This window comes from Sorangium sp. So ce836, from assembly GCF_028553905.1.
In the GTDB taxonomy this organism is placed as follows: Bacteria; Myxococcota_A; Polyangia; order Polyangiales; family Polyangiaceae; genus Sorangium; species Sorangium cellulosum_D.
Genome location: NZ_CP102233.1, coordinates 12,388,697 through 12,411,417, shown reverse-complemented (window position 1 = coordinate 12,411,417; position 22,721 = coordinate 12,388,697). Strand labels below are relative to the sequence as shown.

At 70.6% G+C, this 22,721-nt stretch carries 14 protein-coding genes and 1 pseudogene; 7 read left to right on the top strand and 8 right to left on the bottom strand.

Features of this window, described 5'->3' with window-relative positions; all coding sequences use genetic code 11:
• Positions 1 to 159 precede the first annotated feature (159 nt).
• Positions 160 to 1,272, bottom strand: coding sequence for an alkene reductase (locus NQZ70_RS45315; RefSeq protein ID WP_129579778.1), 1,113 nt, complete (start codon positions 1,270 to 1,272; stop codon positions 160 to 162).
• Between the two features lie 142 nt (positions 1,273 to 1,414).
• Between NQZ70_RS45315 and NQZ70_RS45310 the strand changes: the two genes are divergently transcribed.
• The 5 genes and pseudogenes from NQZ70_RS45310 (at position 1,415) to NQZ70_RS45290 (ending at position 10,839) form a co-directional block, all read left to right on the top strand.
• Positions 1,415 to 1,858, top strand: a complete 444-nt coding sequence (locus tag NQZ70_RS45310; RefSeq protein ID WP_129579777.1) for a helix-turn-helix domain-containing protein — start codon at positions 1,415 to 1,417, stop codon at positions 1,856 to 1,858.
• 228 nt (positions 1,859 to 2,086) lie between these two features.
• Positions 2,087 to 3,748 (top strand): ATP-binding protein, encoded by a 1,662-nt coding sequence (locus NQZ70_RS45305; RefSeq protein ID WP_237244644.1) that lies wholly within the window; start codon positions 2,087 to 2,089, stop codon positions 3,746 to 3,748.
• Complete coding sequence (locus tag NQZ70_RS45300) at positions 3,745 to 4,185, top strand: response regulator (protein ID WP_044986901.1); 441 nt, start codon at positions 3,745 to 3,747, stop codon at positions 4,183 to 4,185. Before NQZ70_RS45305 ends, NQZ70_RS45300 begins: the two co-directional genes overlap by 4 nt.
• A 194-nt stretch (positions 4,186 to 4,379) precedes the next feature.
• Positions 4,380 to 8,633: pseudogene (locus tag NQZ70_RS45295) on the top strand (HAMP domain-containing protein); the annotation flags it as partial.
• A 16-nt stretch (positions 8,634 to 8,649) separates the two neighbouring features.
• On the top strand, positions 8,650 to 10,839 hold the full coding sequence (locus tag NQZ70_RS45290; RefSeq protein WP_129579775.1) for an ATP-binding protein: 2,190 nt from the start codon (positions 8,650 to 8,652) through the stop codon (positions 10,837 to 10,839).
• Between the two features lie 825 nt (positions 10,840 to 11,664).
• On the opposite strand, the gene NQZ70_RS45285 is transcribed toward NQZ70_RS45290, so the two are convergent.
• Entirely contained in the window at positions 11,665 to 12,906 is a 1,242-nt protein-coding gene (locus NQZ70_RS45285; protein ID WP_129579774.1) for a VWA domain-containing protein, read from the bottom strand.
• 297 nt (positions 12,907 to 13,203) lie between these two features.
• On the opposite strand from NQZ70_RS45285, the gene NQZ70_RS45280 reads away from it, so the two are divergent.
• Together NQZ70_RS45280 and NQZ70_RS45275 are read left to right on the top strand one after the other, a co-directional pair.
• The gene (locus NQZ70_RS45280; RefSeq protein ID WP_237244643.1) at positions 13,204 to 15,573 is read left to right on the top strand and encodes a DUF4215 domain-containing protein; all 2,370 of its coding nucleotides are present in this window, start codon (positions 13,204 to 13,206) and stop codon (positions 15,571 to 15,573) included.
• Positions 15,570 to 16,586, top strand: a complete 1,017-nt coding sequence (locus tag NQZ70_RS45275) for a hypothetical protein (protein ID WP_129579773.1) — start codon at positions 15,570 to 15,572, stop codon at positions 16,584 to 16,586. The genes NQZ70_RS45280 and NQZ70_RS45275 overlap by 4 nt, the downstream gene beginning before the upstream one ends.
• 95 nt (positions 16,587 to 16,681) lie before the next feature.
• On the opposite strand, the gene NQZ70_RS45270 is transcribed toward NQZ70_RS45275, so the two are convergent.
• From NQZ70_RS45270 to NQZ70_RS45245, 6 genes are all read right to left on the bottom strand, one after another.
• Positions 16,682 to 17,068, bottom strand: coding sequence for an AgmX/PglI C-terminal domain-containing protein (locus tag NQZ70_RS45270; RefSeq protein ID WP_129579772.1), 387 nt, complete (start codon positions 17,066 to 17,068; stop codon positions 16,682 to 16,684).
• A 51-nt stretch (positions 17,069 to 17,119) separates the two neighbouring features.
• Positions 17,120 to 17,668, bottom strand: coding sequence for an OmpA family protein (locus NQZ70_RS45265; protein WP_165374486.1), 549 nt, complete (start codon positions 17,666 to 17,668; stop codon positions 17,120 to 17,122).
• Between the two features lie 110 nt (positions 17,669 to 17,778).
• Positions 17,779 to 18,447 carry a UPF0158 family protein gene (locus NQZ70_RS45260; protein WP_129579770.1) on the bottom strand — a complete coding sequence of 223 codons (669 nt, stop codon included), beginning with the start codon at positions 18,445 to 18,447 and terminating at the stop codon, positions 17,779 to 17,781.
• Between the two features lie 230 nt (positions 18,448 to 18,677).
• Entirely contained in the window at positions 18,678 to 20,063 is a 1,386-nt protein-coding gene (locus NQZ70_RS45255) for a sigma-54 dependent transcriptional regulator (protein ID WP_129579769.1), read from the bottom strand.
• On the bottom strand, positions 20,060 to 21,523 hold the full coding sequence (locus NQZ70_RS45250) for a sensor histidine kinase (RefSeq protein ID WP_129579768.1): 1,464 nt from the start codon (positions 21,521 to 21,523) through the stop codon (positions 20,060 to 20,062). Before NQZ70_RS45250 ends, NQZ70_RS45255 begins: the two co-directional genes overlap by 4 nt.
• Positions 21,524 to 21,641: 118 nt before the next feature.
• Positions 21,642 to 21,878, bottom strand: coding sequence for a hypothetical protein (locus tag NQZ70_RS45245; protein WP_129579767.1), 237 nt, complete (start codon positions 21,876 to 21,878; stop codon positions 21,642 to 21,644).
• Positions 21,879 to 22,721 lie beyond the last annotated feature (843 nt).

Here is a 22,721-nt window from a genome sequence, read left to right as displayed (position 1 = left end):
GCGCCGCGCCCGGCGCCGGGGGAAGTCCATCGTTCGGGAGCGGAGGAGCGGCGGCCGACATCGGCCTCTGAGCCTATCATGGGCCGCGGCGCCGGAGCTCCTGGCCCAGGCGCCCGGCCGGGGCCGCGGATCCCGGGCTCAGGCCATCGCGCCCTCGGGTCAGAGCGCGGCGCTGGCGGCCTGCGCCTCGCCGAGGCGCGGGTAATCGACGAAGCCGCGCGGGCCGTCGGAGTAGAAGGTCGCGACGTCGGGCGCGTTGAGCGGCGCCCCGCGCCGCAGGCGCTCGGGCAGATCGGGGTTGGCCAGGAACGGCGCGCCGAAGGAGACGAGGTCCGCCGCGCCGCTCCGCAGCGCCCGCTCCGCGGTCTCCCGCGTGTAGCCGCCGTTCGCCATGAACGCGCCGCGGAACCGGTCGCGCAGGAGGGGCGACACCCGCTCCGGGGCGTCCGGCGGCTCCGCGGAGATCGCCTCGACGACGTGCAGATAGCCGATCTTGCGCGCGGAGAGCTCGGCGGCGACGTGGCCGAAGAGCGCCTTCGGATCGGAGTCGCTCATGTCGTTGAAATCGGCCCGCGGCGAGACCCGCACGCCGACCCGGTCGGCGCCGAACACGGCGGTCACGGCGTCGGTGATCTCGAGCAGGAACCGCGCGCGGTTCTGGACCGAGCCGCCGTACCGGTCCGTCCTCCGGTTCACGCCGTCGCGGAGGAACTGGTCGATGATGTACCCGTTCGCCGCGTGGAGCTCGACTCCATCGAAGCCGGCGGCCTTGGCCTGCCGCGCCCCGTGCTCGAACTGCGCGACGACGCCCGGGATCTCGTCGATCTCGAGGGCGCGCGGGGTGCTGTACGGCTGCGGGCCCTCGGGCGTGTGCGCGTGGCCCTTGCGGATGGCGACGGCCGAGGACGAGAGGGGCGCCTGCCGGTTCGGCTGGAACGAGACGTGCGACGCCCGCCCGACGTGCCAGAGCTGCGCGAAGATGCGCCCGCCCGCCCGGTGGACCGCGTCGGTCACGAGCCGCCACCCCTCGACCTGCGCGTCGGTGTGGATGCCCGGCGTGCGCAGGTAACCGATGCCCTGCGGGCTGACCTGCGTGGCCTCGGTGATGATGAGGCCGGCCGAGGCGCGCTGCTCGTAATACCGCGCATGCAGCTCCGTCGGCACGTGACCCTCCGCGCGGCAGCGCGTCATCGGCGCCATGACGAGGCGGTTCGGCAGCGACAGGGGACCGAGCGCGAGCGGGCTGAACAGCAGGTCAGAGGCGGTGGTCACGATCGATTCTCCTTGCAAAAGAGACGTAGCTTCCGAAAGGGAAGTAGCATCCGTCGGACGAGCATCATGCGTCGTAGCTACCTCGTGTCAAGGCACTTCCTTTTTGGTAGTGAAGAGGTCATGCTGCGCACGGGGACGAAGAATGAAGCACTCTTGCCAGCACCTCTGCGACAGGTTCCAGACGGCGATGAGCGTGCTCGCCAAGCCGTGGAACGGCCTGATCATCGCGACGCTCGAGGAGGGGGCGCTGCGCTTCGGCGAGATCGGCGAGCGGCTCGACGCGATCAGCGATCGGATGCTCTCCAGCCGGCTGAAGGAGCTCGAGGCGCTCGGCCTCGTGGAGCGGCGGGTGCTGCCCGGCCCCCCCGTCCGCGTCGAGTACGAGCTGACCGCCGCCGGGCGGGGGTTCGGCGAGGTGGCGCAGGCGATCTCGCGGTGGGGGGAGCTGCTCGCGGAGAGCGCGGCGCGCGCCGGCGGGGCGAAGGGCGGCCCGCGCGCGGCCAGGCCCGGCCCGCGCGCGGCCAGGCCTAGCCCAGCGGCGAAGCGCGCTCGGCCGCGCGCCGCTCAGCCACGCAAGGGCCCGTGACGGATGCCACGAGGGGTCCGCCAGATCCCGAATGTCACTCAGGGATAGCCTGACGCCGAGCCCTCGTGTGGCGAGGTAGCGAGAGGAATGCCTCTACCGAGCTCGTGGAAGGCCTTGCCGCTCGGGGGAAATGATGATGTGATTCGAGGGCTTCGCACGATCGGAAGCCGCCGATGATGCGAGGCGTCAACGCGATGGCGTCCTCCGGGCGCCGCGGTGGATCGTCGTATGGACCCGAAGCACCAGCGCCGACCCGCGGGGATGAGGCTCGCGCACCAGTTCTGGCTGTCGCTCGTTGTTCCGATCGCGATGGCGATCGCGGTGTATGGGCTGTTCTCCTCGGCGCACCGCAAACAGGTGCTGCGTCAGGAGGCCACGGCGGAGCTCCGGAATTACGCCACGCTGCTTCAGGCGTTCGTCGAGAGCGCGCTGCAGCGCAGGGACATCGCGCTCGTCCGGCGGCGCGCGGAGCACTTCGCGAGCGCCGAGCGCATCCAAGGCGTCGCCGCGTTCACCCGGGAGGGCGAGGCGGTCTTCATCACGGAGGGGGTCAAGGGGGAGCAGGAGCGCCTCGAGGCGCTCGCCCACCGGGCGTTCATCGAGGGAGGGGACATCGAGGAGCGCACGAGCCTGGTCGGGCAGCCGGTGCTCGTCCGCACGGTCGCCATCCAGCCGAGCAGCGCCAATCCACCGCTGGTGGCCGTCCTGGTGCGCGACCGGCATTATATCGAAGTGCTGGAGAGCTCGTTGAATCGGGGCCTGGCGGCGACCGGCGTCGTGCTGCTGCTGGTCAGCGCGGTCGTCGCCGGGGTCGTGGGTCGCTTCACCGTCGCGCTCCCTGCGAGGGCGATCCTCTCCGGGGCCGAGCGCGTGGCGAGCGGCGATCTCGACGCGGCCGTGCCCGAGAAGGGCGCGGAGGAGCTGTCGCGCCTGGCCCACGCGTTCAACACGATGACCTGGTCGCTCCGGGAGGCCCGGGCGCGCGCCGAGCGGGAGGAGATGGCGCGGGTGAACGTGGAGCGCAGGCTGCAGCAGGCGCAGGCGCTCGCCGCCGCGGGGCAGGTGGCGACCTCGCTCGGCCACGAGATCGGCTCGCCGCTGAACGTGATCCAGGGCCGCGCGCGCCGGGCGGCCGACCTGCCCGGCTGCCCGGAGCACCTGCGCGCCGAGCTGGAGACGATCGCGCGGCAGTCCGAGCGGATCACGCGGGTCGTCTCCCGCCTCGTCTCCCTCGCTCGGCCGTCGCGACCGCAGCAGGGGGACGGCGATCTGCGGCGCGCCATCGACGATGTGGTCGCCTTCCTCGGCCCGGAGTGCAAGAAGCGCGACATCGAGACGAGCGTCGAGTGCCCGCGGGACAGCGGGTCGTGGGCGCGCGTCGCCCTCGACTCCGATCGCCTGTTTCAGGTGGTGTTCAATCTGTGCCTGAACGCCATCGAGGCCCAGGACGGCGGCGGCGAGCTCGTGGTGCGCGTCCTGCCCGAGTACGATGGTCCGGCGGGCTCCCGCGCGGTGTGCTTCGAGGTCGAGGACGCGGGGCCCGGGGTGCGCGCCGAGGACATGCACCAGATCTTCGAGCCGTTCTTCACGACGAAGTCGACCCGCGGTGGGAGCGGCCTCGGCCTCGCGATCGTCCAGGGGATCGTCCAGGAGGCGGGCGGCTCGGTCGAGGTCGCCTCCTCGTCGACCGGCGGGGCGCGCTTCCGGGTCACCCTGCCCACGGTCGCGTCCGCCTCGCCGTCGAGCCGGGACGCGAGCCCGGCTGCGAGCTCATCCGTGGGCATGCAGGCGAGCCCGGAGGCGAGCTCGGCAGTCGACGCGGAGGCGCGCCTGGCCATGGGCCCGGAGGCGAGGACAACAGGGGGCACGGAGGAAGGACAGAAGGGATGAGTTCGAGCTCACCGAACGTGTTGATTGTCGAGGACGACGACGACCTTGGCCGGTTCGTCGTTGACATCGCAACGGACCACGGCTACCAGGCGACGCACGTTGCCGATGCCCTGTCGGGCCTCCGCCTGCTCCCATCGGGCAAATTCGAGCTGCTGATCACGGACATCCGCATGCCGGGCATGGACGGCATCGAGCTGATCGCCCGGGCCAAGCAGCACGACCCGTCCCTGGCGGTCATCGCCATCACCGCGTTCGGCTCCGTCGAAACGGGGATGCGTGCCCTGCGCGTCGGCGCCTCCGATTACCTCTCGAAACCTTTCCGTTCCGATGAGCTAAGCTCTCGCATGCGGCGCGCGCTCGAGCGGCGCGCCCGCGAGATCGAGCACGCTCGTCTCCAGCGACAAGTCGAAGAAGTTCTGCGCCGCGGCAAGTCGTGAGACGGCGGCGCACCCGGGGCCCCGTGACGCCGACCTCCCCCGGCGCCGCGCGGGCCTGAACAGCCTCCAGCGGGATCGAGATTTCCAGGCGCGCACTCGTCGTCAGGAAGGTATCCATGCAACCGAACAACATCGCGGCGACCAAGGACAAGAACGGACACGGCGCCAGCAAGAAGAAGCCGCCGTCCCGCAGGCGCGGCGCCGACGGGACCCACCTGGATGTGCGAGAGATGCAGCTCCAGGCGATCCTGGAGGTGCTCAAGGCGGTGAAGGCGGGCAACTTCTCCGCGCGCGTCGGCATCGGCGAGGTGCCGGGGACGATCGGTCAGATCGCCGACGAGGTGAACGACGTCGTCCAGCAGCTGCAGACGGTCGGCTCGGAGATCACCCGCGTCGCGCGCGAGGTAGGCACCGAGGGCAAGCTCGGGGCGCAGGCCGAGGTCCAGGGCGTCAGCGGGACGTGGAAGGACCTGACGGACAACGTCAACGTGCTCGCGGGCAACCTGACCAACCAGGTGCGGAACATCGCGGTCGTGACGACGGCGGTGGCGAACGGCGACCTGTCGAAGCAGATCACGGTCGAGGCGAAGGGGGAGATCCTCGAGCTGAAGAACACCATCAACAAGATGGTGGAGCAGCTGCGGGCGTTCGCGTCGGAGGTGACGCGCGTGGCGCGCGAGGTAGGCACCGAGGGCAAGCTCGGGGCGCAGGCCGAGGTGCGGGGCGTCAGCGGGACGTGGAAGGACCTGACGGACAACGTCAACGTGCTCGCGGGCAACCTGACCAACCAGGTGCGGAACATCGCGGTCGTGACGACGGCGGTGGCGAACGGCGACCTGTCGAAGCAGATCACGGTCGAGGCGAAGGGGGAGATCCTCGAGCTGAAGAACACCATCAACAAGATGGTGGAGCAGCTGCGGGCGTTCGCGTCGGAGGTGACGCGCGTGGCGCGCGAGGTAGGCACCGAGGGCAAGCTCGGGGCGCAGGCCGAGGTGCGGGGCGTCAGCGGGACGTGGAAGGACCTGACGGACAACGTCAACGTGCTCGCGGGCAACCTGACCAACCAGGTGCGGAACATCGCGGTCGTGACGACGGCGGTGGCGAACGGCGACCTGTCGAAGCAGATCACGGTCGAGGCGAAGGGGGAGATCCTCGAGCTGAAGAACACCATCAACAAGATGGTGGAGCAGCTCCGGACCTTCGCCGCGGAGGTGACGCGCGTCGCGCGCGAGGTAGGCACCGACGGCAAGCTCGGCGGTCAGGCGCAGGTGCCCGGGGTCGCCGGCACGTGGAAGGACCTGACCGACAACGTGAACCAGCTCGCCGGCAACCTGACCAACCAGGTGCGCAACATCGCCCTGGTGACGACGGCGGTCGCCAAGGGCGATCTCTCGCAGAAGATCACCGCCGAGGCGCGGGGCGAGATCCTCGAGCTGAAGGACACCATCAACAAGATGGTGGAGCAGCTGCGGGCGTTCGCGTCGGAGGTGACGCGCGTGGCGCGCGAGGTAGGCACCGAGGGCAAGCTCGGGGCGCAGGCCGAGGTGCGGGGCGTCAGCGGGACGTGGAAGGACCTGACGGACAACGTCAACGTGCTCGCGGGCAACCTGACCAACCAGGTGCGCAACATCGCCCTCGTCACGAAGGCGGTCGCGAGCGGCGACCTGTCCCAGAAGATCGCGGTCGAGGCGAAGGGGGAGATCCTCGAGCTGAAGGACACCATCAACAAGATGGTCGATCAGCTGCGCGCGTTCGCCGCGGAGGTGACCCGCGTGGCGCGCGAGGTAGGCACCGACGGCAAGCTCGGCGGTCAGGCGCAGGTGCCCGGGGTCGCCGGCACGTGGAAGGACCTGACCGACAACGTGAACCAGCTCGCCGGCAACCTGACCAACCAGGTGCGCAACATCGCCCTCGTCACGAAGGCGGTCGCGAGCGGCGACCTGTCCCAGAAGATCACGGTCGAGGCGAAGGGGGAGATCCTCGAGCTGAAGGACACCATCAACAAGATGGTCGATCAGCTGCGCGCGTTCGCCGCGGAGGTGACGCGCGTCGCGCGCGAGGTAGGCACCGAGGGCAAGCTCGGCGGCCAGGCGCAGGTGCCCGGGGTCTCCGGCACCTGGAAGGACCTGACGGAGAACGTCAACGTCATGGCCTCGAACCTCACCTCGCAGGTGCGCGGCATCGCCAAGGTCGTGACCGCGGTCGCGAACGGCGACCTCCGCCAGAAGCTGGCCCTGGAGGCCAAGGGCGAGATCGCCTCGCTGGCCGACACCATCAACGACATGACCTACACGCTCCGCGTGTTCGCCGAGCAGGTGACGACGGTGGCGCGCGAGGTCGGTATCGAGGGCAAGCTCGGCGGCCAGGCCAAGGTGCCCGGCGCGGCCGGCACGTGGAGGGACCTCACCGACAACGTGAACCAGCTCGCCGGCAACCTCACCACGCAGGTGCGCGCCATCGCCGAGGTCGCGACCGCCGTGACCAAGGGCGACCTGACCCGGGCCATCTCGGTCGAGGCGCAGGGCGAGGTCCTTCAGCTGAAGGACAACATCAACCAGATGATCTCGAACCTGCGGGACACGACGCGCGCCAACCAGGAGCAGGACTGGCTGAAGACCAACCTGGCGCGCTTCTCCGGGATGATGGCCGGGCAGCGGACCATCGAGGCGCTCTCCCGCCTCATCATGTCCGAGGTCACCCCGCTCGTCTCGGCGCAGCACGGGGCCTTCTACGTGCTGGAGTCCGAGGACAAGCACCCGACGCTCAAGCTCACGTCGAGCTACGCGTTCCAGAAGCGCAAGGGCATCTCCAACCGGTTCGCGCTCGGCGAGGGGCTCGTCGGGCAGTGCGGGCTCGAGAAGAAGAGCATCGTCGTCACGGATCTGCCGGACGACTACATCCGGGTGAGCTCGGGCCTCGGCGAGGCGCCGCCGCGCAACATCTGCGTCCTGCCGGTGCTCTTCGAGGGCGGCCTCAAGGCGGTGATCGAGCTGGCGAGCTTCCAGAACTTCACGCCCATCCACCTCACGTTCCTCGAGCAGCTCACGCAGTCGATCGGCGTCGTGTTCAACATGATCGGCGCCAGCATGAGGACGGAGGAGCTGCTCCAGGAGCTCCAGAGGTCCAACACCGAGCTCGGCTCGCGCTCGCAGGAGCTGGAGGAGAAGGCGTCGGAGCTCGAGATCAAGAACCGCGAGATCGCCCGCGCCAGCGCCTCCCTGGAGGAGAAGGCCAGGGAGCTGTCGCGCACCTCGAAGTACAAGTCCGAGTTCCTCGCGAACATGTCGCACGAGCTGCGCACGCCGCTCAACAGCCTGCTCATCCTCGCCAGGATCCTCGCGGACAACGAGGAGCACACGCTCACGCCGAAGCAGGTCGAGTACGCGAAGACGATCGCCGCCGCGGGGCAGGACCTCCTCCAGCTCATCAACGAGATCCTCGACCTCTCCAAGATCGAGGCCGGCAAGATCGACGTGAAGACCCAGCGGGTGTCGCTGTCCGAGCTCGCGGAGTACGTCGAGCGGAGCTTCCGGCAGATCGCCGAGCAGAAGGAGCTCGAGTTCTGGGTCCGGGTCGGGACCGGCGTGCCCTCGACGATCGTGACGGACCTGCAGCGGTTGCAGCAGATCCTGAAGAACCTGCTGTCGAACGCCTTCAAGTTCACGTCGTCCGGGCGGATCTCGCTCGAGATCGAGGTGGCCAGCCGGGGGCTCGGGTTCAAGCGGGACACGCTCGTCAAGGCGAAGACCGTCCTGGCGTTCGCGGTCACCGACACGGGCATCGGCATCCCGCCGGAGAAGCAGACGCTCATCTTCGACGCGTTCCAGCAGGCCGACGCCTCCACCAGCCGCACCTACGGCGGCACGGGCCTCGGCCTGACCATCAGCCGGGAGCTGGCCAGCCTGCTCGGCGGCGAGATCTCGCTGAACAGCACGCCCGGGCTCGGCAGCAAGTTCACCCTCTACCTGCCGGCGGAGCGGCCCGAGCAGAAGGCCGCGCGGCCGGCGCGCGCCGAGCTGCCCGAGCCGATCGCGCCGCTGCTCACGAACGGCTCCGCCTCGGTCGCGCTCACGGGGCGGAACGTGCTCGTCATCGACGACGACGCGCGCAACGTCTTCGCCATCACGAGCCTGCTCGAGCGGCGCGGGGCGCAGGTGCTCCTCGCCGAGAACGCGCGGCACGGCATCGAGATCCTGCGCGAGTCCGACGCGAGCATCGATATCGTGCTCATGGACATCATGATGCCAGAGCTCGACGGTTACGAGGCGACGCGCGAGATCCGGAGCGATCCCCGCTTCAGCGAGCTGCCGATCATCGCGGTGACGGCCAAGGCGATGCCGGAAGACAGGCAGAAGTGCCTCGACGCCGGCCTGAACGACTTCGTGGCCAAGCCCGTCGACGAGGGGCGGCTGATGTCGGTCATGCTGCACTGGCTGCGGCCCGACTGAGCCACGGAGCCGCCCGGTGTCCACCGCTCCCGCGACGACCAGCATCCTCCTTGTCGACGACCAGCCCGAGAACCTGGCCGCGCTCAAGGCGATTTTGGTCGACGAGAGCTACCGCCTCGTGACCGCCGCGAGCGGGAAGGACGCGCTCCTCAGGATCCTGTCCGAGGACTTCGCGGTCATCCTGCTCGACGTGCGGCTGCCGGACATCGACGGCTTCGAGGTGGCCTCGCTCGTCAAGCAGCGGGAGCGGTCGCGCCACACGCCGATCATCTTCCTGACCGCGGCGACGGACGATCTCTCGGCCATCTACAGGGCGTACGCGGTCGGCGGCGTCGACTACCTCTTGAAGCCGCTCGAGCCGGAGGTCGTGCAGGCGAAGGTCGCGGTCTTCGTCGAGCTCCACCGGCGCGGCGAGCAGATCAAGGAGCAGGCCGAGCTCCTGCGCAAGGCCGAGCAGCGGCGGCGCGACGCCGAGGTCGAGGATCTGCGGCGCGCCGCCCAGGCGAGGTACCAGAACCTGGCCGACGCCATCCCGCAGTGCGTCTTCACGGCGAAGCTCGACGGCAGCGTCGATTACGTGAGCTCGCGCTGGCTGGAGTACACGGGGCTCGCCTTCGACGCGCTCCGCGGCTGGGGCTGGCAGGCCGCGGTGCACCCGAACGACCTGAACCAGTTCGTCAGCAAATGGCGCCGCTGCGTCGAGTCCGGCGAGCCCCTCCAGGGCGAGTGTCGCCTCAGGTCCCGTCACGGGGTCTACCGGTGGCACCTCTGCCAGGCGGTCCCGGAGCGGGACGTGTGGAAGCGCGTGGTCGGCTGGCTCGGCAGCTTCACCGACATCGACGACAGCAAGCGCCACGAGCAGGAGCGCATCCACCTCCTGACGCGCGAGCGGGCGGCCCGCGCCGAGGCCGAGGCCGCGGTGCGCCGCTCGGAGCTCCTCGCGGAGGCGTCGAGCTCGTTCTCGGCGTCGCTCGACGAGGCCAGCGTCGCGGCCGCCCTGGTGCGGATCGCGGCGGAGCGCATCTGCACCTGGTGCGTGCTCGACCTGCGCAAGGAGGGCGGCGCGTGCAGGGTCGCCGCCGCGCATCGGGCGCGCGGCGCGGCGCGGTTCGCGGAGCGGTTCGGCCCGCGGGAGCTCCCGCTCACCGAGGGCGGCGTGGGCGCGGTGCTGACGAGCGGCCGCCCCGACCTGCGCGTCGAGTGCGCCCCGCGCGACGTGGCGAGGGCGCTCGACATCGACGATCCGGCCGAGATCCAGCAGATCGGGGCGAGCAGCTACCTGTGCGTGCCGCTCGTCACGCGCGGCAACGTGCTCGGCGCGCTCAGCATGATCTGGGTGGAGCCGGGCGAGCGCTTCGAGCCCCCGGATTTCGCGGTCGCCCTCGACGTCGCGCAGCGGGCGGCGCTCTGCCTCGAGAACGCCCGCCTGCTGCGGCTCACGCGCGAGGCCGTGCAGATCCGCGAGGATTTCGTGGCGGTCGCCTCGCACGAGCTGAGGACGCCGCTGAGCGCGCTGGTCTTGCAGATCCAGGGCCTCACCCGCGCGATCGGCCGCTCGGACGGCGGGCTGCCGGCCGCGCAGGTGCTCGCGAAGCTCGCCCAGGCGGAGGCGCAGATCGAGCGGCTCACGCGGCTCATCGACACGCTGCTCGACGTGACGCGCATCAACAGCGGCCAGCTCGAGCTCAGCCTCGAGGACGTGGACCTGTGCGACGTGGCGCGCGAGGTGGCGGGCCGCCTCGAATCCGAGCTGGAGCGGGCCGGCTGCTCGATCGACCTGGACGTGCCGGAGTCGGCGATCGGCCGGTGGGACCGGCTGCGCATCGATCAGGTGATCACCAACCTGCTCATGAACGCCATCAAATACGGGCGCGGCAAGCCGATCCAGATGCGGATCTCGGTCGACGGCAGGTCCGCGGTGCTCCAGGTGATGGATCAGGGCATCGGGATCGCGCAGGAGTACATCGCCCGGATCTTCGGGCGCTTCGAGCGGGCGGCGCCGACGAGCTCCTATGGGGGCCTCGGCGTCGGCCTGTACATCGTGGATCAGATCCTCCGGGCCCACGGCGGGAGCATCCAGGTCGAGAGCGCGCCGGGCATGGGGGCGAGGTTTCAAGTGGCGTTGCCGCTCCCGCCCCGAGCGGCTGGATCCTCGGGGCCGCTGGGCGAGCGCCCTGGATCTCCGTTGACCGGTCCTGCCGGCTGAGATCCACCCCCCCGAGCTCGTTGGGCGCTCCCGGAGGTGCGGGCGCCGCTGCGTTGCGCCACGGTTGCAACCGGTGGTTTCAACCATGAAAGGCGGCCCACGCCCATCCCGGGAAAACGGGCGATGCCGGCATCCAGCCATCGTTGGCCTGCAACGTGCAACATGATCGTAACAGAGCGCCCGGTGCAACCACCGGGGGCAGTCCCTCGCCGATCACCACGGAGACACGGAGGCACGGAGCGAACCCAGACCCGTGCCTTCGTGCCTCCGTGGTGCGCGCGTGCATCCGCCGTGAGAGGCGGAAAGGCGAGTGGATCTCCCGGGTGGACATGTTCACGTCCGGACGGGCGCTCCAGGGCTCGTGATCTCCGCATTGCGACGCTGCGTAAACGATCGAAACAGTTTATAGGTTGACGAGCCCTCCGCTGAGCGACGTGATCGGTCCGCCACCCAATCGGTAGTTCAAGTGAAACTTTCTATCAGCCTAGTCGGCCCCTCGATCAGCACTGATGCGCTGATGGCCCAGCCCCCCTCGCTGGAGGCGGTGGGTCGCGCGGCCGGCACCCGCCGGCGGGTCTCCGCGAGCGCTGCCCGGGGCGCCACGTCGCGCAAGCGCGCCGCCGCGCGGCGGACGGACGAGCGCGCCGCGAAGGCGATCCGTCGCGCGCGATAACGCGGCGCGGATGTCGAGGGCGCGCGCTCGCTGACGAAGGCGACGGCCCCGGGCGCGCCGATCGGGCTCAGGCCCCGCGATGCGGGGCCACGGAGGCACAGACGACGCAGAGGAAAGAGAAGAGCCTCTGTGTCCTCTGTGCCTCCGTGGTTTTACCGCGCCTCGGCCTCGAGCAGCGGGCCGAGGTCCTGTCCTTTCATCAGCCGCTCCACCACCTTGACGAGGAGCTTTGGCGTGCAGCCGAAGCAAGGGGTCCCGAGGGCGGCGAGCTTCTGCGCCATCTCGTGGTCGTAGGAGGGCTTGCCGCTGTCGGACAGCGCGAGCAGGCAGATCGACTTCACCTTGCTGTCGGCGAGCTGGCGCATCCGGGCGACGAGCTCCTCCGCGTTGCCGCCCTCGAAGAGGTCGGTGATCAGGATGAGCAGCGTCTTCTCGGGGCGCTCGATGAAGTTGGCCTGAGCGTAGGCCACGGCGCGGTTGATGTCGGTGCCGCCGCCGAGCTGCGCCGTGAACAGCACGTCGACCGGATCGACGAGCATGGGTGTCACGTCGACGACCTCGGTGTCGAAGAAGAGGAGCCGCGTGCGGAGGACATCGAGCGACGCGAAGATCGCGGCCATGATGGAGCTGTAGACGACGCTCTCACCCATGGAGCCCGACTGGTCGACGAGGATGGCGACGTCCCACTCGTGCCGTCGCGTCTGGTTCGCCCAGAAATAGAGTTTGTCGGGCACGATGCGGCGCCGGTCCGCGTCCCATCCTTTGAGGTTCTTGCGGATGGTGCGCTTCCAGTCGAGGTTCCTGAGGACGCGCAGTGGGCTCGTCGTGTTCCGCCGCAGCGCGCCGAGGACGGCGGTGCGGACCTCGGACTCCAGCGCGCGCCGCACCTCCTCGACGACCTCGCGCACGATCTGCCGCGCGGCCTCCCGCGCGGCGTCGGGGATGAGGCCTCGCGCGCTCATGAGGGTGGCGACGAGCTCGACGTTCTTCTCGAGGAAGGGCAGCGTCTCGGGCTCGAAGAGGAGCTGAGTCAGCCCCTTTCTCTCGATGGCGTCCTTCTGGACGAGCGCGACGATGTCGTGGCTGAAGAACTCGCGCACGGCGGACAGCCACTCGGGCACGTACGGCCGCGAGCCGCCGAGGTTCCCGGCGCGCTCGTCGTAGATGAACGAGAGGGCCTTGTCGAGGTCGCCGAGCCGCCGCGGGTCGACGTGGAGGGCGGGCGCTGCGCCGCCGAGGCCGCCGAGGGAGAGGCGCGGGTCGACCCGCTCGGCCTCCGGGCCGAGCGCGAGCCGCCAGCGCAAGAGCGCGTCGCGGTCGGCGTCGGAGAGGTCGTCCGGCGCGGCGGCGGGGGAGGGGGGCGGAGGGGCTTTTCCGGGCTTGCGGGCGCTCATCGCGGCGGGGGGTCGAGGGGATGGCGAGCTGTCCAGAGGACCTGTCTGGCGGACGCCCGGTGAGCCGTCCAGAGGCGCATGCGACGAGCCGTCGAACGCGCTGCGCGAGCGCTGTGCGCGCGCGCTGCACAGAGGCAGAATAGGGGGCGCAGCGGACGGGCACAAGGAGAACGGGCGCGCGCGACGCTGACGAGCGCGCGCGTTCGTCAGCGTCGCGCGCGTCGCGCGCGTCGCGCGCGGTCGCCGGAGCGAGCGGCCGGGTGGGGCGGGCGCGAGGCGGAGGAGGGCGAGGGGACGATGCGGGCGCGGACGGGGACGCGGGGCATGCTGTCGGGCGGGGGCGCCGCGGGACGCCGTCGCGGCGGGGCGCTCCGCCGTGCGGCCGCGGTGGCGCTCGCGGCGGCGCCGGTCGCGGTCGCGGCGGCGTGCCTCGAGGGCGGGGTCCCGTGCGGCGACGGCTTTTGCGCCGTCGATCACGAGTGCGTGTTGACCAGGGAGGCGACGCACCTGTGCCTCGCCCCCGGCAAGCGCGACCTCTGCGGCAACGGGGTCGTCGAGGGCGGCGAGATCTGCGACGACGGGAACACGGCGGACGGCGACGGCTGCAGCGCCGACTGCCGGTCCGACGAGGAGTGCGGCGACGGGGTCGTCGATCCCGCGCTGGAGGAGGTCTGCGACGACGGCAACGCGAGGGACGGCGACGGCTGCAGCGCCGACTGCCGGTCCGACGAGCGGTGCGGCAACGGGGTGGTCGACAGGGCGCGCGGGGAGACGTGCGATTGCGGCGCGGGCGGCGTCCTGCCCGCCGAGGCGCAGTGCCGCGGGGCGCAGAACGCGGCGTCCGGCGGGTACTGCCGGGACGACTGCCAGGTCCACTGCGGCGACGGGCGGGTGGCCGAGGAGGAGGCGTGTGATCCGGGGTCGCTCATCACCACGCCCTGCGCGGCGCTGCGCTATGATTTCGGCCGGCCCGGCTGCACGAGCGCGTGCGATGGGCTCTCGACGGCGTCATGCGGGGACTGGAACTGGCGCCTCCAGGAGCCCGGCACGACGGCGCCGCTGCTCGCCGTGTGGGGACACGGGCCGAACGACGTCTTCGCCGTCGGCGATTCCGGCGCGATCGTGCATTACGACGGCCAGCGCTGGGAGCCCATGGACTCGGCGTCCACGATGTGGCTCGGCGGCGTGTGGGGGAGCGGGCCGAGCGACGTGTTCGCCGTCGGCAATCGCGGCACGATCGTGCATTACGACGGCCAGCGCTGGGAGCCCATGGACTCGTCCACGACGGCCGTCTTGCTCCGCGTCTGGGGGAGCGGGCCAGAGGACGTGTTCGCCGTCGGCCTGGCAGGCACGATCCTGCACTACGAGGGCGAGCGCTGGGCGGCCATGACGTCGCCGGCGTCCGCGGCCCTGTACGGCGTGTGGGGGAGCGGGCCGCGCGACGTGTTCGCCGTCGGCGATCGCGGCGAGATCGTGCGCTATGATGGCGACCGCTGGCAGCTCATGGATTCGCACACACCGGCAGCGCTGCTCGGCGTGTGGGGGAGCGACTCCAACGATGTCTTCGCCGTCGGTGAGGACGGCGAGATCGTGCACTACGACGGCGAGCGCTGGGAGCCCATGGCGTCGCCGGCGTCCGTGGCCCTGTACGGCGTGTGGGGGAGCGGGCCGCGGGACGTCTTTGCCGTGGGCCTGGCAGGCACGATCCTGCGTTATGACGGCGAGCGCTGGGAGCCCATGGTGGTCCCCTCGAAGCTGCTGTACGGCGTGTGGGGGAGCGGCCCGAGCGACGTGTTCGCGGTCAGCATCGACAGCGCGATCGTGCATCACGACGGCCAGAGCTGGCAGCCCATGGAATCGCCCACGCAGGAGGCGCTGGTCAGCGTGTGGGGGAGCGGGCCGAGGGACGTCTTCGCCATCGACGACGACGGCAGGATCGTGCATTACGACGGCGAGCGCTGGGCGTTCATGGATACGCCCCTATCGTCCGGTTTGTCCGGCGTGTGGGGGAGCGGGCCGGCGGATGTCTTTGTCGTCGGCGAGAGCGGAGCGATCTTGCACTACGACGGCGAGCGCTGGGACGTCATGGAGTCGTCCACGCTCGACCTCTTGTTCGGCGTGTGGGGGAGCGGGCCAGACGACGTGTTCGCGGTCGGCGTGGCGGGCACGATCCTGCACTATGACGGCGAGCGCTGGCAGCCCATGGCGACGCCCGTGCAGGTGAACCTGGGGCCCGTGTGGGGGAGCGGGCCGAACGACGTCTTCGTCGTCGGCGAGAGCGGGACGATCTTGCACTACGGCGGCGAGCGCTGGGAGCCGATGGACTCGCCCGAGTTCGCGCTCCCGCGCGCGGTGTGGGGGAGCGGGCCGAAGGACGTCTTTGCCGTCGGCGAGAGCGGCACGATCCTGCGTTACGACGGTCGGCGCTGGGAGCCGATGGACTCGCCCACGTCCGCGCGCCTGCTCGCGGTGTGGGGGAGCGGGCCGAAGGACGTCTTTGCCGTCGGCGAGCGGGGCACGCTCCTGCACTACGACGGCATCTCCTGGTTGAAGCTCAATTCCACGACGGACCTTCACCTCCTCGACGTGTGGGGCGACGGCGGCACCTCGTTCATCGTCGGCGAGGGCGGCGTCATCTACCGTCATATCCGGATGGCGCCGCCGTGAAGGCCGCGCAGGCTCCCTCCTTCCAGAGAGCGCGCCGCCGCGCGACGTCGCTCGTGTCGCTCGCGCTGCTGGCCGCGGTCGCGGCGCCCGCGCGCGCCCAGGCGCCGCCCGCCCTGCCGCCGTGGCACCAGGGCGTCTCCGAGGAGCGGAAGCAGAGGGCACACGCGCTCTTCAAGGAGGCGAGGGACCTGCACCGGCGGATGATGCTGGCGGAGGCGCGGGAGAAATACCAGGAGGCGCTCGCCTCATGGGAGCACCCCGAGCTCCGGCTCTACCTGGCGCGGGTGCTCCGGAGCATCGGGCTGCCGCTCCTCGCCCACGAGAGCCTGCGCCTGTCGCTGCAATGGGGGCCTGGCTCGCTCACCCCCGAGCAGGAGCGGGAGGCGCGCGCGACCCTGCGGGCGCTCGCGCAGCGCGAGCTCGCCGCCGTCGAGATCCGCTGTGATGAGCGGGGGGCGCGCGTGCTGCTCGACGGCAAGCCGTGGTTCATCGGTCCGGGCGTCGCGCGCCGGATGGTCACGCCCGGAGAGCACGTGATCACGGCGAGGAAGGAGGGGTATTTCACCGTCGTGAAGCCCGTCCTCGTGCTCGCCGGCAAGGAGGCCTCGGGGCGCGTCACGCTGAGCGTCGACGCCGTCATCGCCGAGCGGCGGTGGGCTCCGTGGGTCCCCTGGGCGACGCTCGGGGCCGGCGCGGCCCTGGGCGTCGCGGGCGCCGGCCTGTGGTGGCGGGCCGACGTGCACCACCGGGACGCCGACCGGCGCCTCGGGGGCGGGTGCGATCCGTGGTGCACGCCGTCGGCCCGCGACGCGTATGACCTCAGCGTCGTCGAGAACCGGCTGGCGATCGGCGCGTTCGTCGCGGGTGGGGCCGCGATGATCACGGGGACGGTGCTGCTCCTCATGAACGGGCCCCAGTCCCACCGCACCGAGGATCGGGGCGGTGTTCGGATCGAGCTCTTGCCCGTGCTGCCGGGCGACGTGGCCGGCCTGTCGGCTCGGCTCGCCCTCTGATCCAGCGGGGGCGCGGCGGGCAGGGTGGAGCGCCGTCGGGCGCCGGCGCGCCGCGCTCCCGCGGCGCATGTGCCCCAACCCCCTGCGCGCCGGCGCTACGCCTTCGGAGCCCCGGCGGTGAACTCCCAGACGAATTTGCCCTTTCCTTGCTTCTCATCCGGCGGGGCGAGGACGAGCCCGTCGATCGCCTTCACGACGCAGCTCGCCACCTCGTCCGACGCGGTGGTGCCAGCGGGATCGACGGCGACGTTCGTGATGCGGCCGCTGTCTTCGAGCACCGTGAAATCGACGGCGACCTTGCCCTGCGCGCCGGGATTCCGGGCGAGCTCTGCGTCATAGCATGCCCTGATCTCGTCGCGCCTCGTCTCGAGCAGCGCGGCCGTATCGTCGCGGTACATCTCGGCGTTCCGCACGGCGAAGGAGCAGCCTGCGGACGCGCTCACAAGAACCATCATGGTAAGACCCGGCAACAACTGCTTCATGCTCGCCTCCTCGCGGGGAGCGCCGATCGTGGCTCGGCCTCGGATCATCGTTCACTGCCCGGCGTTCGCGGTCTTCGCCGCGGTGTCCTGCTCTACGATGTTGAACTCGACTCGGCGGTTCTTCTCGCGGCCCTCCGCCGTGTCGTTGTCCGCGATGGGCCTCGACGTGCCGAGGCCCCGGGCGGTGAGCATGCCCGCAGGGATCCCGTGGTCGACGAGGTACTTCATCACGGCCTTCGCGCGGCGATCCGAGAGCTTCAAGTTGTGGTCGTCCGAGCCCTCGGCGCTCGCGTGACCCTCGATGGCGATCTTCTTGATGTGCTTGTGCGCCTTGATCGTGTCGACGACCTCGTTCAGCAAGCTGTGGGACTCCGTCCGGATCGTCGCCTTGTCGTACTCGAACTGGATCTTCTCGTTGATGACGATCTTGTCGTCGGTCACGACGACGCGCTCCGGCGGGGGCGGCGGGGGCGGCGCGGGCGGGCGGCCCACGACGCTGAACGCCCTATCCCCTTCGAACGCGGTGACGCCGCCGCAGGCGCTCGAGCCCAGGCCCATGCCCGTCAGCAAGGCACCGACGACCCAGGGCCGGAGGCTCATGGCGCGCCGCGGGCTGCGCCGTGCGACGAGCCAACGGCGAGGGCTCGGGCAGATCATCACATCTTGTTTGTCATGGATACTCTTCATGATCGCGTCTCCATCGCCCGCCGTCACGGGACCAGGCCATCGGGTCGCTCTGCGTCTCTCCTCGACGAAACCACGGGAGCGTGAGGGCCGGAGCGCGTCGCGCGCAGGAACTCCGCGAGCGCCGTGAGCGCGTGGAGATCGCCGGGCGCGAGGTCGCTCGTCATCGCGTGGAGCTGCCGGCGAGCCGAGTCGACGGCGCGAGATCGCATCGACTCAGCGCCGGCGCCGGGCAAGGCGCGCTCGAAAGAAGCGGGTATGAGGCCGCGGGCGTCGAACCAGTCGAGGATGGCAGCACGGATCCGCTCCGTCCGGAAGACGCGCCAGCGGCGGAGCTGGTCCGGCCTGCCAGAGAGCACGGCCTTGAACCGCCGAAATGACCCCGGCCCCTGGAGGCACTGCAGGAGCAGCACCTGGAGCTCGATGTCGTCGACCGTCGGGATGAACGCCTGCAGCCATCGATACTGATCGCGCGCAGCGATGGCCTCGACGCGCACGCAGGCCGGATCCGCCTCGACGCGCACGCGCGTGTCCGGATCGGCGAGCCCGTCGACCAGCCGGATCAGGGCGCCCGTCTCGAGGTGGAGAAAATAGCGGATGTGCTGAGCGGTGTTATCGAAGGCGCTCGCGAGCGCGCTCCAGTCGACAGGGACTCTCCGACCCGCAGCAGCGGACTCTGTCGTGGTCGTGCTCATGTTCGCGCCCGGTCCGCAGGCAGCTCTCATGCCACCCACGCAAGAGGCGCGCGCCCACGCTGCGCAGCGCGCCCGAGGGTCATCCGTCCTGCGCTGGCCGCCGTGGGTGTCGCGTTGTGCAACACGTCGACGAGGGGCGGAGTCGCGCGCCTCGCGTCGCCTTCAGCGACCGCCGCTCACGTCGGGCAGGGCGCGGCGCGGGCGCGCTCGGCGGCAGGGCGGCCGGACGATCACGGCTTCGGATCGCTCGAGCGTCCGCCGCGCATGCCGTACCGCTCGAGCTTTCGATACAAGGTCGCCCGGTCGAAGCCCAGGATCTGCGCTGCCTGGCTCTTGTTCCCGCCGACCACCTCCAGGACGCGCAAGATGTAGCGTCGCTCGACCTCCTCCATGGGGACGAGCTCGGTCGGATCGTCGCTCGAGACGAGGACATGGGAGCGCGCGTAGGTCCGGATCTTCTCGGGCAGGTCGTCGACGGTGATGTGATCGTACCGCGCGAGCGCGACCGCCCTCTCGATGCAGTTCTGGAGCTCGCGCACGTTGCCGGGCCACGCGTAGGCCATGAGCTTCTCCGCCGCGGGTGCCGAGAGCCCCTTGATCGGCCTCGCCTTCACGGCCGCGAAGTGCTCGAGAAAGTGCTGCGCGAGCAGCAGCACGTCGCCGCCGCGGGAGCGGAGCGGCGGCAGGTCGACGTGGACCACGTTGATCCGGTAATAGAGATCCTCGCGGAAGCGGCGCTCTTCGATCGCCGTCTCGAGGTCGCGGTTCGTCGCCGCGATGAGCCGGACGTCCACCGGGATCTCCTCGTCGGCGCCGACGGGCCGGACGACGCGCTCCTGGACGGCGCGCAGGAGCTTCGGCTGGAGCCCGATCGGCAGCTCGCCGATCTCGTCGAGGAACAAGGTCCCGCCGCGAGCTCGCGCGAACAGGCCGCTCCTCGCGCCCTTGGCGTCGGTGAACGCGCCTCGCGCGTGGCCGAAGAGCTCGCTCTCGAGGAGGGCGTCCGGGACCGCCGCGCAGTTCACCGCCACGAACGCGCCCTCGCTCCGCCGGCTGCGCTGGTGGACGGCACGGGCGACGAGCTCTTTGCCGGTCCCGCTCTCTCCCGTGATGAGGATCGATGTGTCCGAGTCGGCGACCCGATCGAGCAGATCGAACACGCTCCTCATCGCCGGGCTGCTGCTGAGGATCTGCTCGTACCCGCGGGCGTCGGCCACGGCGCGCCGCAGGCGGCGGACCTCCTCGCGGAGGGCGCGGTGGCGCAGGGCGCGCTCGACGGTCAGCCGGAGCGCGTCGAGCTCGAACGGCTTGGTCACGAAATCGTATGCGCCGGCGCGGATCGCCGACGTGGCCGTGTCGAGGCTGCCGAACGCGGTGATGACGATGACCGGCAGATCGGGCCGATTCTGGACGATCCGCTCGCAGAGCTCGAGGCCGTTCATGCCGCGCATGGTCATGTCGGTGACCACGACGTCGAAGTCCTCGACGCCCAGGAGCTCGAACGCGTCGGCGGCCGATGTCCGCCACGCCGTCCGGAATCCACGCTTCTTGAGCCCGGCGTCGAGGAGCTCGCAGACGCCGCGCTCGTCGTCGACGATCAGGACGCGCCCCGTCATGGCTTCCACTGTGGCAGGAACATCGTGAAGCAGCTCCCCGAGCCCACTCGGCTATCGACATGGATCCAGCCGCCGTGCTCCTTGACGATCCCGTAGGTGACCGACAGGCCGAGCCCCGTCCCCTCGCCCACGGGTTTTGTCGTGAAGAACGGCTCGAAGATGTGCTCGAGGATGCCGGCCGGCATGCCTTCTCCCTCGTCACGAACGGACAGCGCGACGTAATCCCCCGCTGCCCCACCTCCCTGGTCGGCGGGGGGACTGGCGCGTTCTGCCCGGACTCCGACCATCAGCGTGCCGCCGGCCGGCATGGCCTGGATGGCGTTGACCACCACGTTCGTGAGCGCCTGCTGGAGCTGGTCGGCATCCGCGTGGACGAACAGCTCCGACGTGTCTCCTTCCCGAACGATCGTGACGCCCTGCTTCTCCGCCAGTGGCCTCAGCATCGTGAAGGTGCTGCGGAGCACGCTCCCCAGCGAGGTCTCCTGCTTCTCCGCGCTGCGGCGCCGGGCGAAATCGAGCAGCTGGCGGATGATCTGGGTCATCCGCTGCGCCTGCTCGAGGATGACCTGTCCGTTGGTCGGCACCTCGTCTCCCGTGACGTCACCGTCCACCAGCATGCGTGCGCGCCCCGCGACGACCTGGAGAGGCGCGCCGAGCTCGTGTGCGATCCCGGAGGCGAGCTTGCCGACCGTGGCGAGCCGCTCGGCGTGGCGGAGCTGCTGGAGCGCGGCGAGCCGCGCGACCGCCTCGGACTCGAGCTTCTGGTTCGCCGCAGCGAGGCGATCGCACATCGCGTTCATCTCCCGCCCGAGCTCGCCGATCTCATCCTTCTGGTGCAGCGACAGACGCCGGGAGAGGTCACCCGCGCCGATCCGCCGCGCTTGATCGATCAGCGTTCGCATGGGACGTCCAACCAGCCCGACTCCGAGGGACGTGGTTAGCAACCCGCATACCAGCGTCAGCGCGGCTGTGGTGAGGGTCGTGCTCAGGATCATGCTCCGGATGGTCCGGCGCGCGCCCGCCAGCGATTCGGAGAGCTGCAGCGCGCCGACGCGGCCGCCGGGCACCGGCACGGGCATGCAGGTGACGAGCACGTCCGCGTCCTCGCGGGGGATCCTGTGCACGACCGTTTGCCCCATCGAGACGGGGACGAGCAGCGCCGGCGCCAGTCCTGACTGATGCGCCTCGCTCGCCTGCTCGTCGAGCCAGACCCACCGGATGTCCACCTGTCGCTCGCGTTCGTTGGCGTCGTCGACCAGGCGCAGCGCGCGAGCCTGCCCTTCGGAGCGCCACACCTCCGTCACGGCGGTGGCCAGCACGCGGCCCATCGCGTGGTGGTCCCGCTGCACGTCGTTCTCGAAGATCCTGGCCTCTCTGCGGATCTGGACGTAGGCGCTCAGCGCGAGCACGAGGAAGACCCCGAACACGAGGGCGAGCGTCAGCTTGCGCGCCAGCTTCATGCCGACGGCGTAGCGCAGGTGGTGCGCGGCGGGCTACCCGCACGAGGTCGCCGCAAATTACGACATGCCGCATTTTGCAACACCAGGGAGCCGCGGTGGACGGCTCTGGTGTGTGATCTCACCTCGGCTTCTCAGGTACCTTTTCCGGGCAGCAGAACAGGTGATCGGGCACCAGCATGGCGCAGCCGTCTTTCCAGGGGTCGTCGGGCGCGTAGTCCGTCCGGTTCTCCGCGGGATAGAAGTACGCCCTGGGCTTCTCCGGATCCGTGCAGGCGCTGTCGCGCTCCGGCGCTGCCTCGCGGCGCTTCGGCGCACCGGCGCCCCTGGAGCAGGCCGCGAGCGCGACGGCGGCCACGAGGAGCGCGAGGAGCGCCGCGCCGGGGCCGCGTGCCCAGGGCGACGCGCGCCTGGGCTGTCGTCGCGGGGATGGTCGTCGGTGAGGGCTGAGTGCGTTCGGGGTTTCCGGGGGCGTGGAGATCATCGTTCATGTCCTTCCCGCGTCCGGCGTGCCGGCCAGGCGTCGCTCTCGCTTGGTGAACCTGGACGGACGTACCGCTTCCCTCTCAGCGCAGCCTTGCATGTCGCCTCTGCTCGCGCGCTCTCCAGCGCCGCCGTGCGGCAATTCTCCCTTCAAGGATTGCATCGGGCCTGCAGCGGGATGGACTTCAAGCGCATGCAGGTCCGCGAAGAGCAGCCGAGACCCGCGCAGGCCGCTTCGAAGCTCGGATAACAGCAGCCGTCGGCGAAGACCTCGTTGGCGCCGCAGTCGTCGAAGATCTGAGCGGGATGGGCCGGAGCGGCGCATCGCGCGGGCTTGCTGGGCGGTTTGGGATGCGCGCTGGGCGCATGACCGGAAGCAGGGCTCCGGTCGGGCTCGGATGCCGGCGCGCTGCTGGCCGCGGACTCGGTGCCGGGCGCCGGCCCGTGGTCGGACGTGGGTGCCGGTGTTGGCTCGGGGCCGTCCGCCGGCTCGGGCCCGTGCGTCGGCTCATGGCCGGGCTCTCGCTCGGCATTCGAAGCATGCTCTCGACCGGTCGGCGCGGCGCTGGGCTCTCGCCCGGCGTTCGAATCAGGCGCTCGACCGGTCGGTGCGCCCGGGGCTGCGGCCGAGGGGGTCGGGCTCGGCGTGCTCGTGCAGTGGACGAGGAACAGGAGCAGCGAGAGGGAGCGTCCGAGATCGAGCGTCCGGATCGATGCG

What these genes read in the sequence shown, in the direction of transcription:
- NQZ70_RS45310 (WP_129579777.1), top strand. Translation starts at nt 1,415, where the DNA reads ATGAAGCACTCTTGCCAGCACCTCTGCGACAGGTTCCAGACGGCGATG.
- NQZ70_RS45305 (WP_237244644.1), top strand. Translation starts at nt 2,087, where the DNA reads ATGGACCCGAAGCACCAGCGCCGACCCGCGGGGATGAGGCTCGCGCAC.
- NQZ70_RS45300 (WP_044986901.1), top strand. Translation starts at nt 3,745, where the DNA reads ATGAGTTCGAGCTCACCGAACGTGTTGATTGTCGAGGACGACGACGAC.
- NQZ70_RS45285 (WP_129579774.1), bottom strand. Translation starts at nt 12,906, where the DNA reads ATGAGCGCCCGCAAGCCCGGAAAAGCCCCTCCGCCCCCCTCCCCCGCC.
- NQZ70_RS45280 (WP_237244643.1), top strand. Translation starts at nt 13,204, where the DNA reads ATGCGGGCGCGGACGGGGACGCGGGGCATGCTGTCGGGCGGGGGCGCC.
- NQZ70_RS45270 (WP_129579772.1), bottom strand. Translation starts at nt 17,068, where the DNA reads ATGAAGCAGTTGTTGCCGGGTCTTACCATGATGGTTCTTGTGAGCGCG.
- NQZ70_RS45265 (WP_165374486.1), bottom strand. Translation starts at nt 17,668, where the DNA reads ATGAGCCTCCGGCCCTGGGTCGTCGGTGCCTTGCTGACGGGCATGGGC.
- NQZ70_RS45260 (WP_129579770.1), bottom strand. Translation starts at nt 18,447, where the DNA reads ATGAGCACGACCACGACAGAGTCCGCTGCTGCGGGTCGGAGAGTCCCT.
- NQZ70_RS45255 (WP_129579769.1), bottom strand. Translation starts at nt 20,063, where the DNA reads ATGACGGGGCGCGTCCTGATCGTCGACGACGAGCGCGGCGTCTGCGAG.
- NQZ70_RS45250 (WP_129579768.1), bottom strand. Translation starts at nt 21,523, where the DNA reads ATGAAGCTGGCGCGCAAGCTGACGCTCGCCCTCGTGTTCGGGGTCTTC.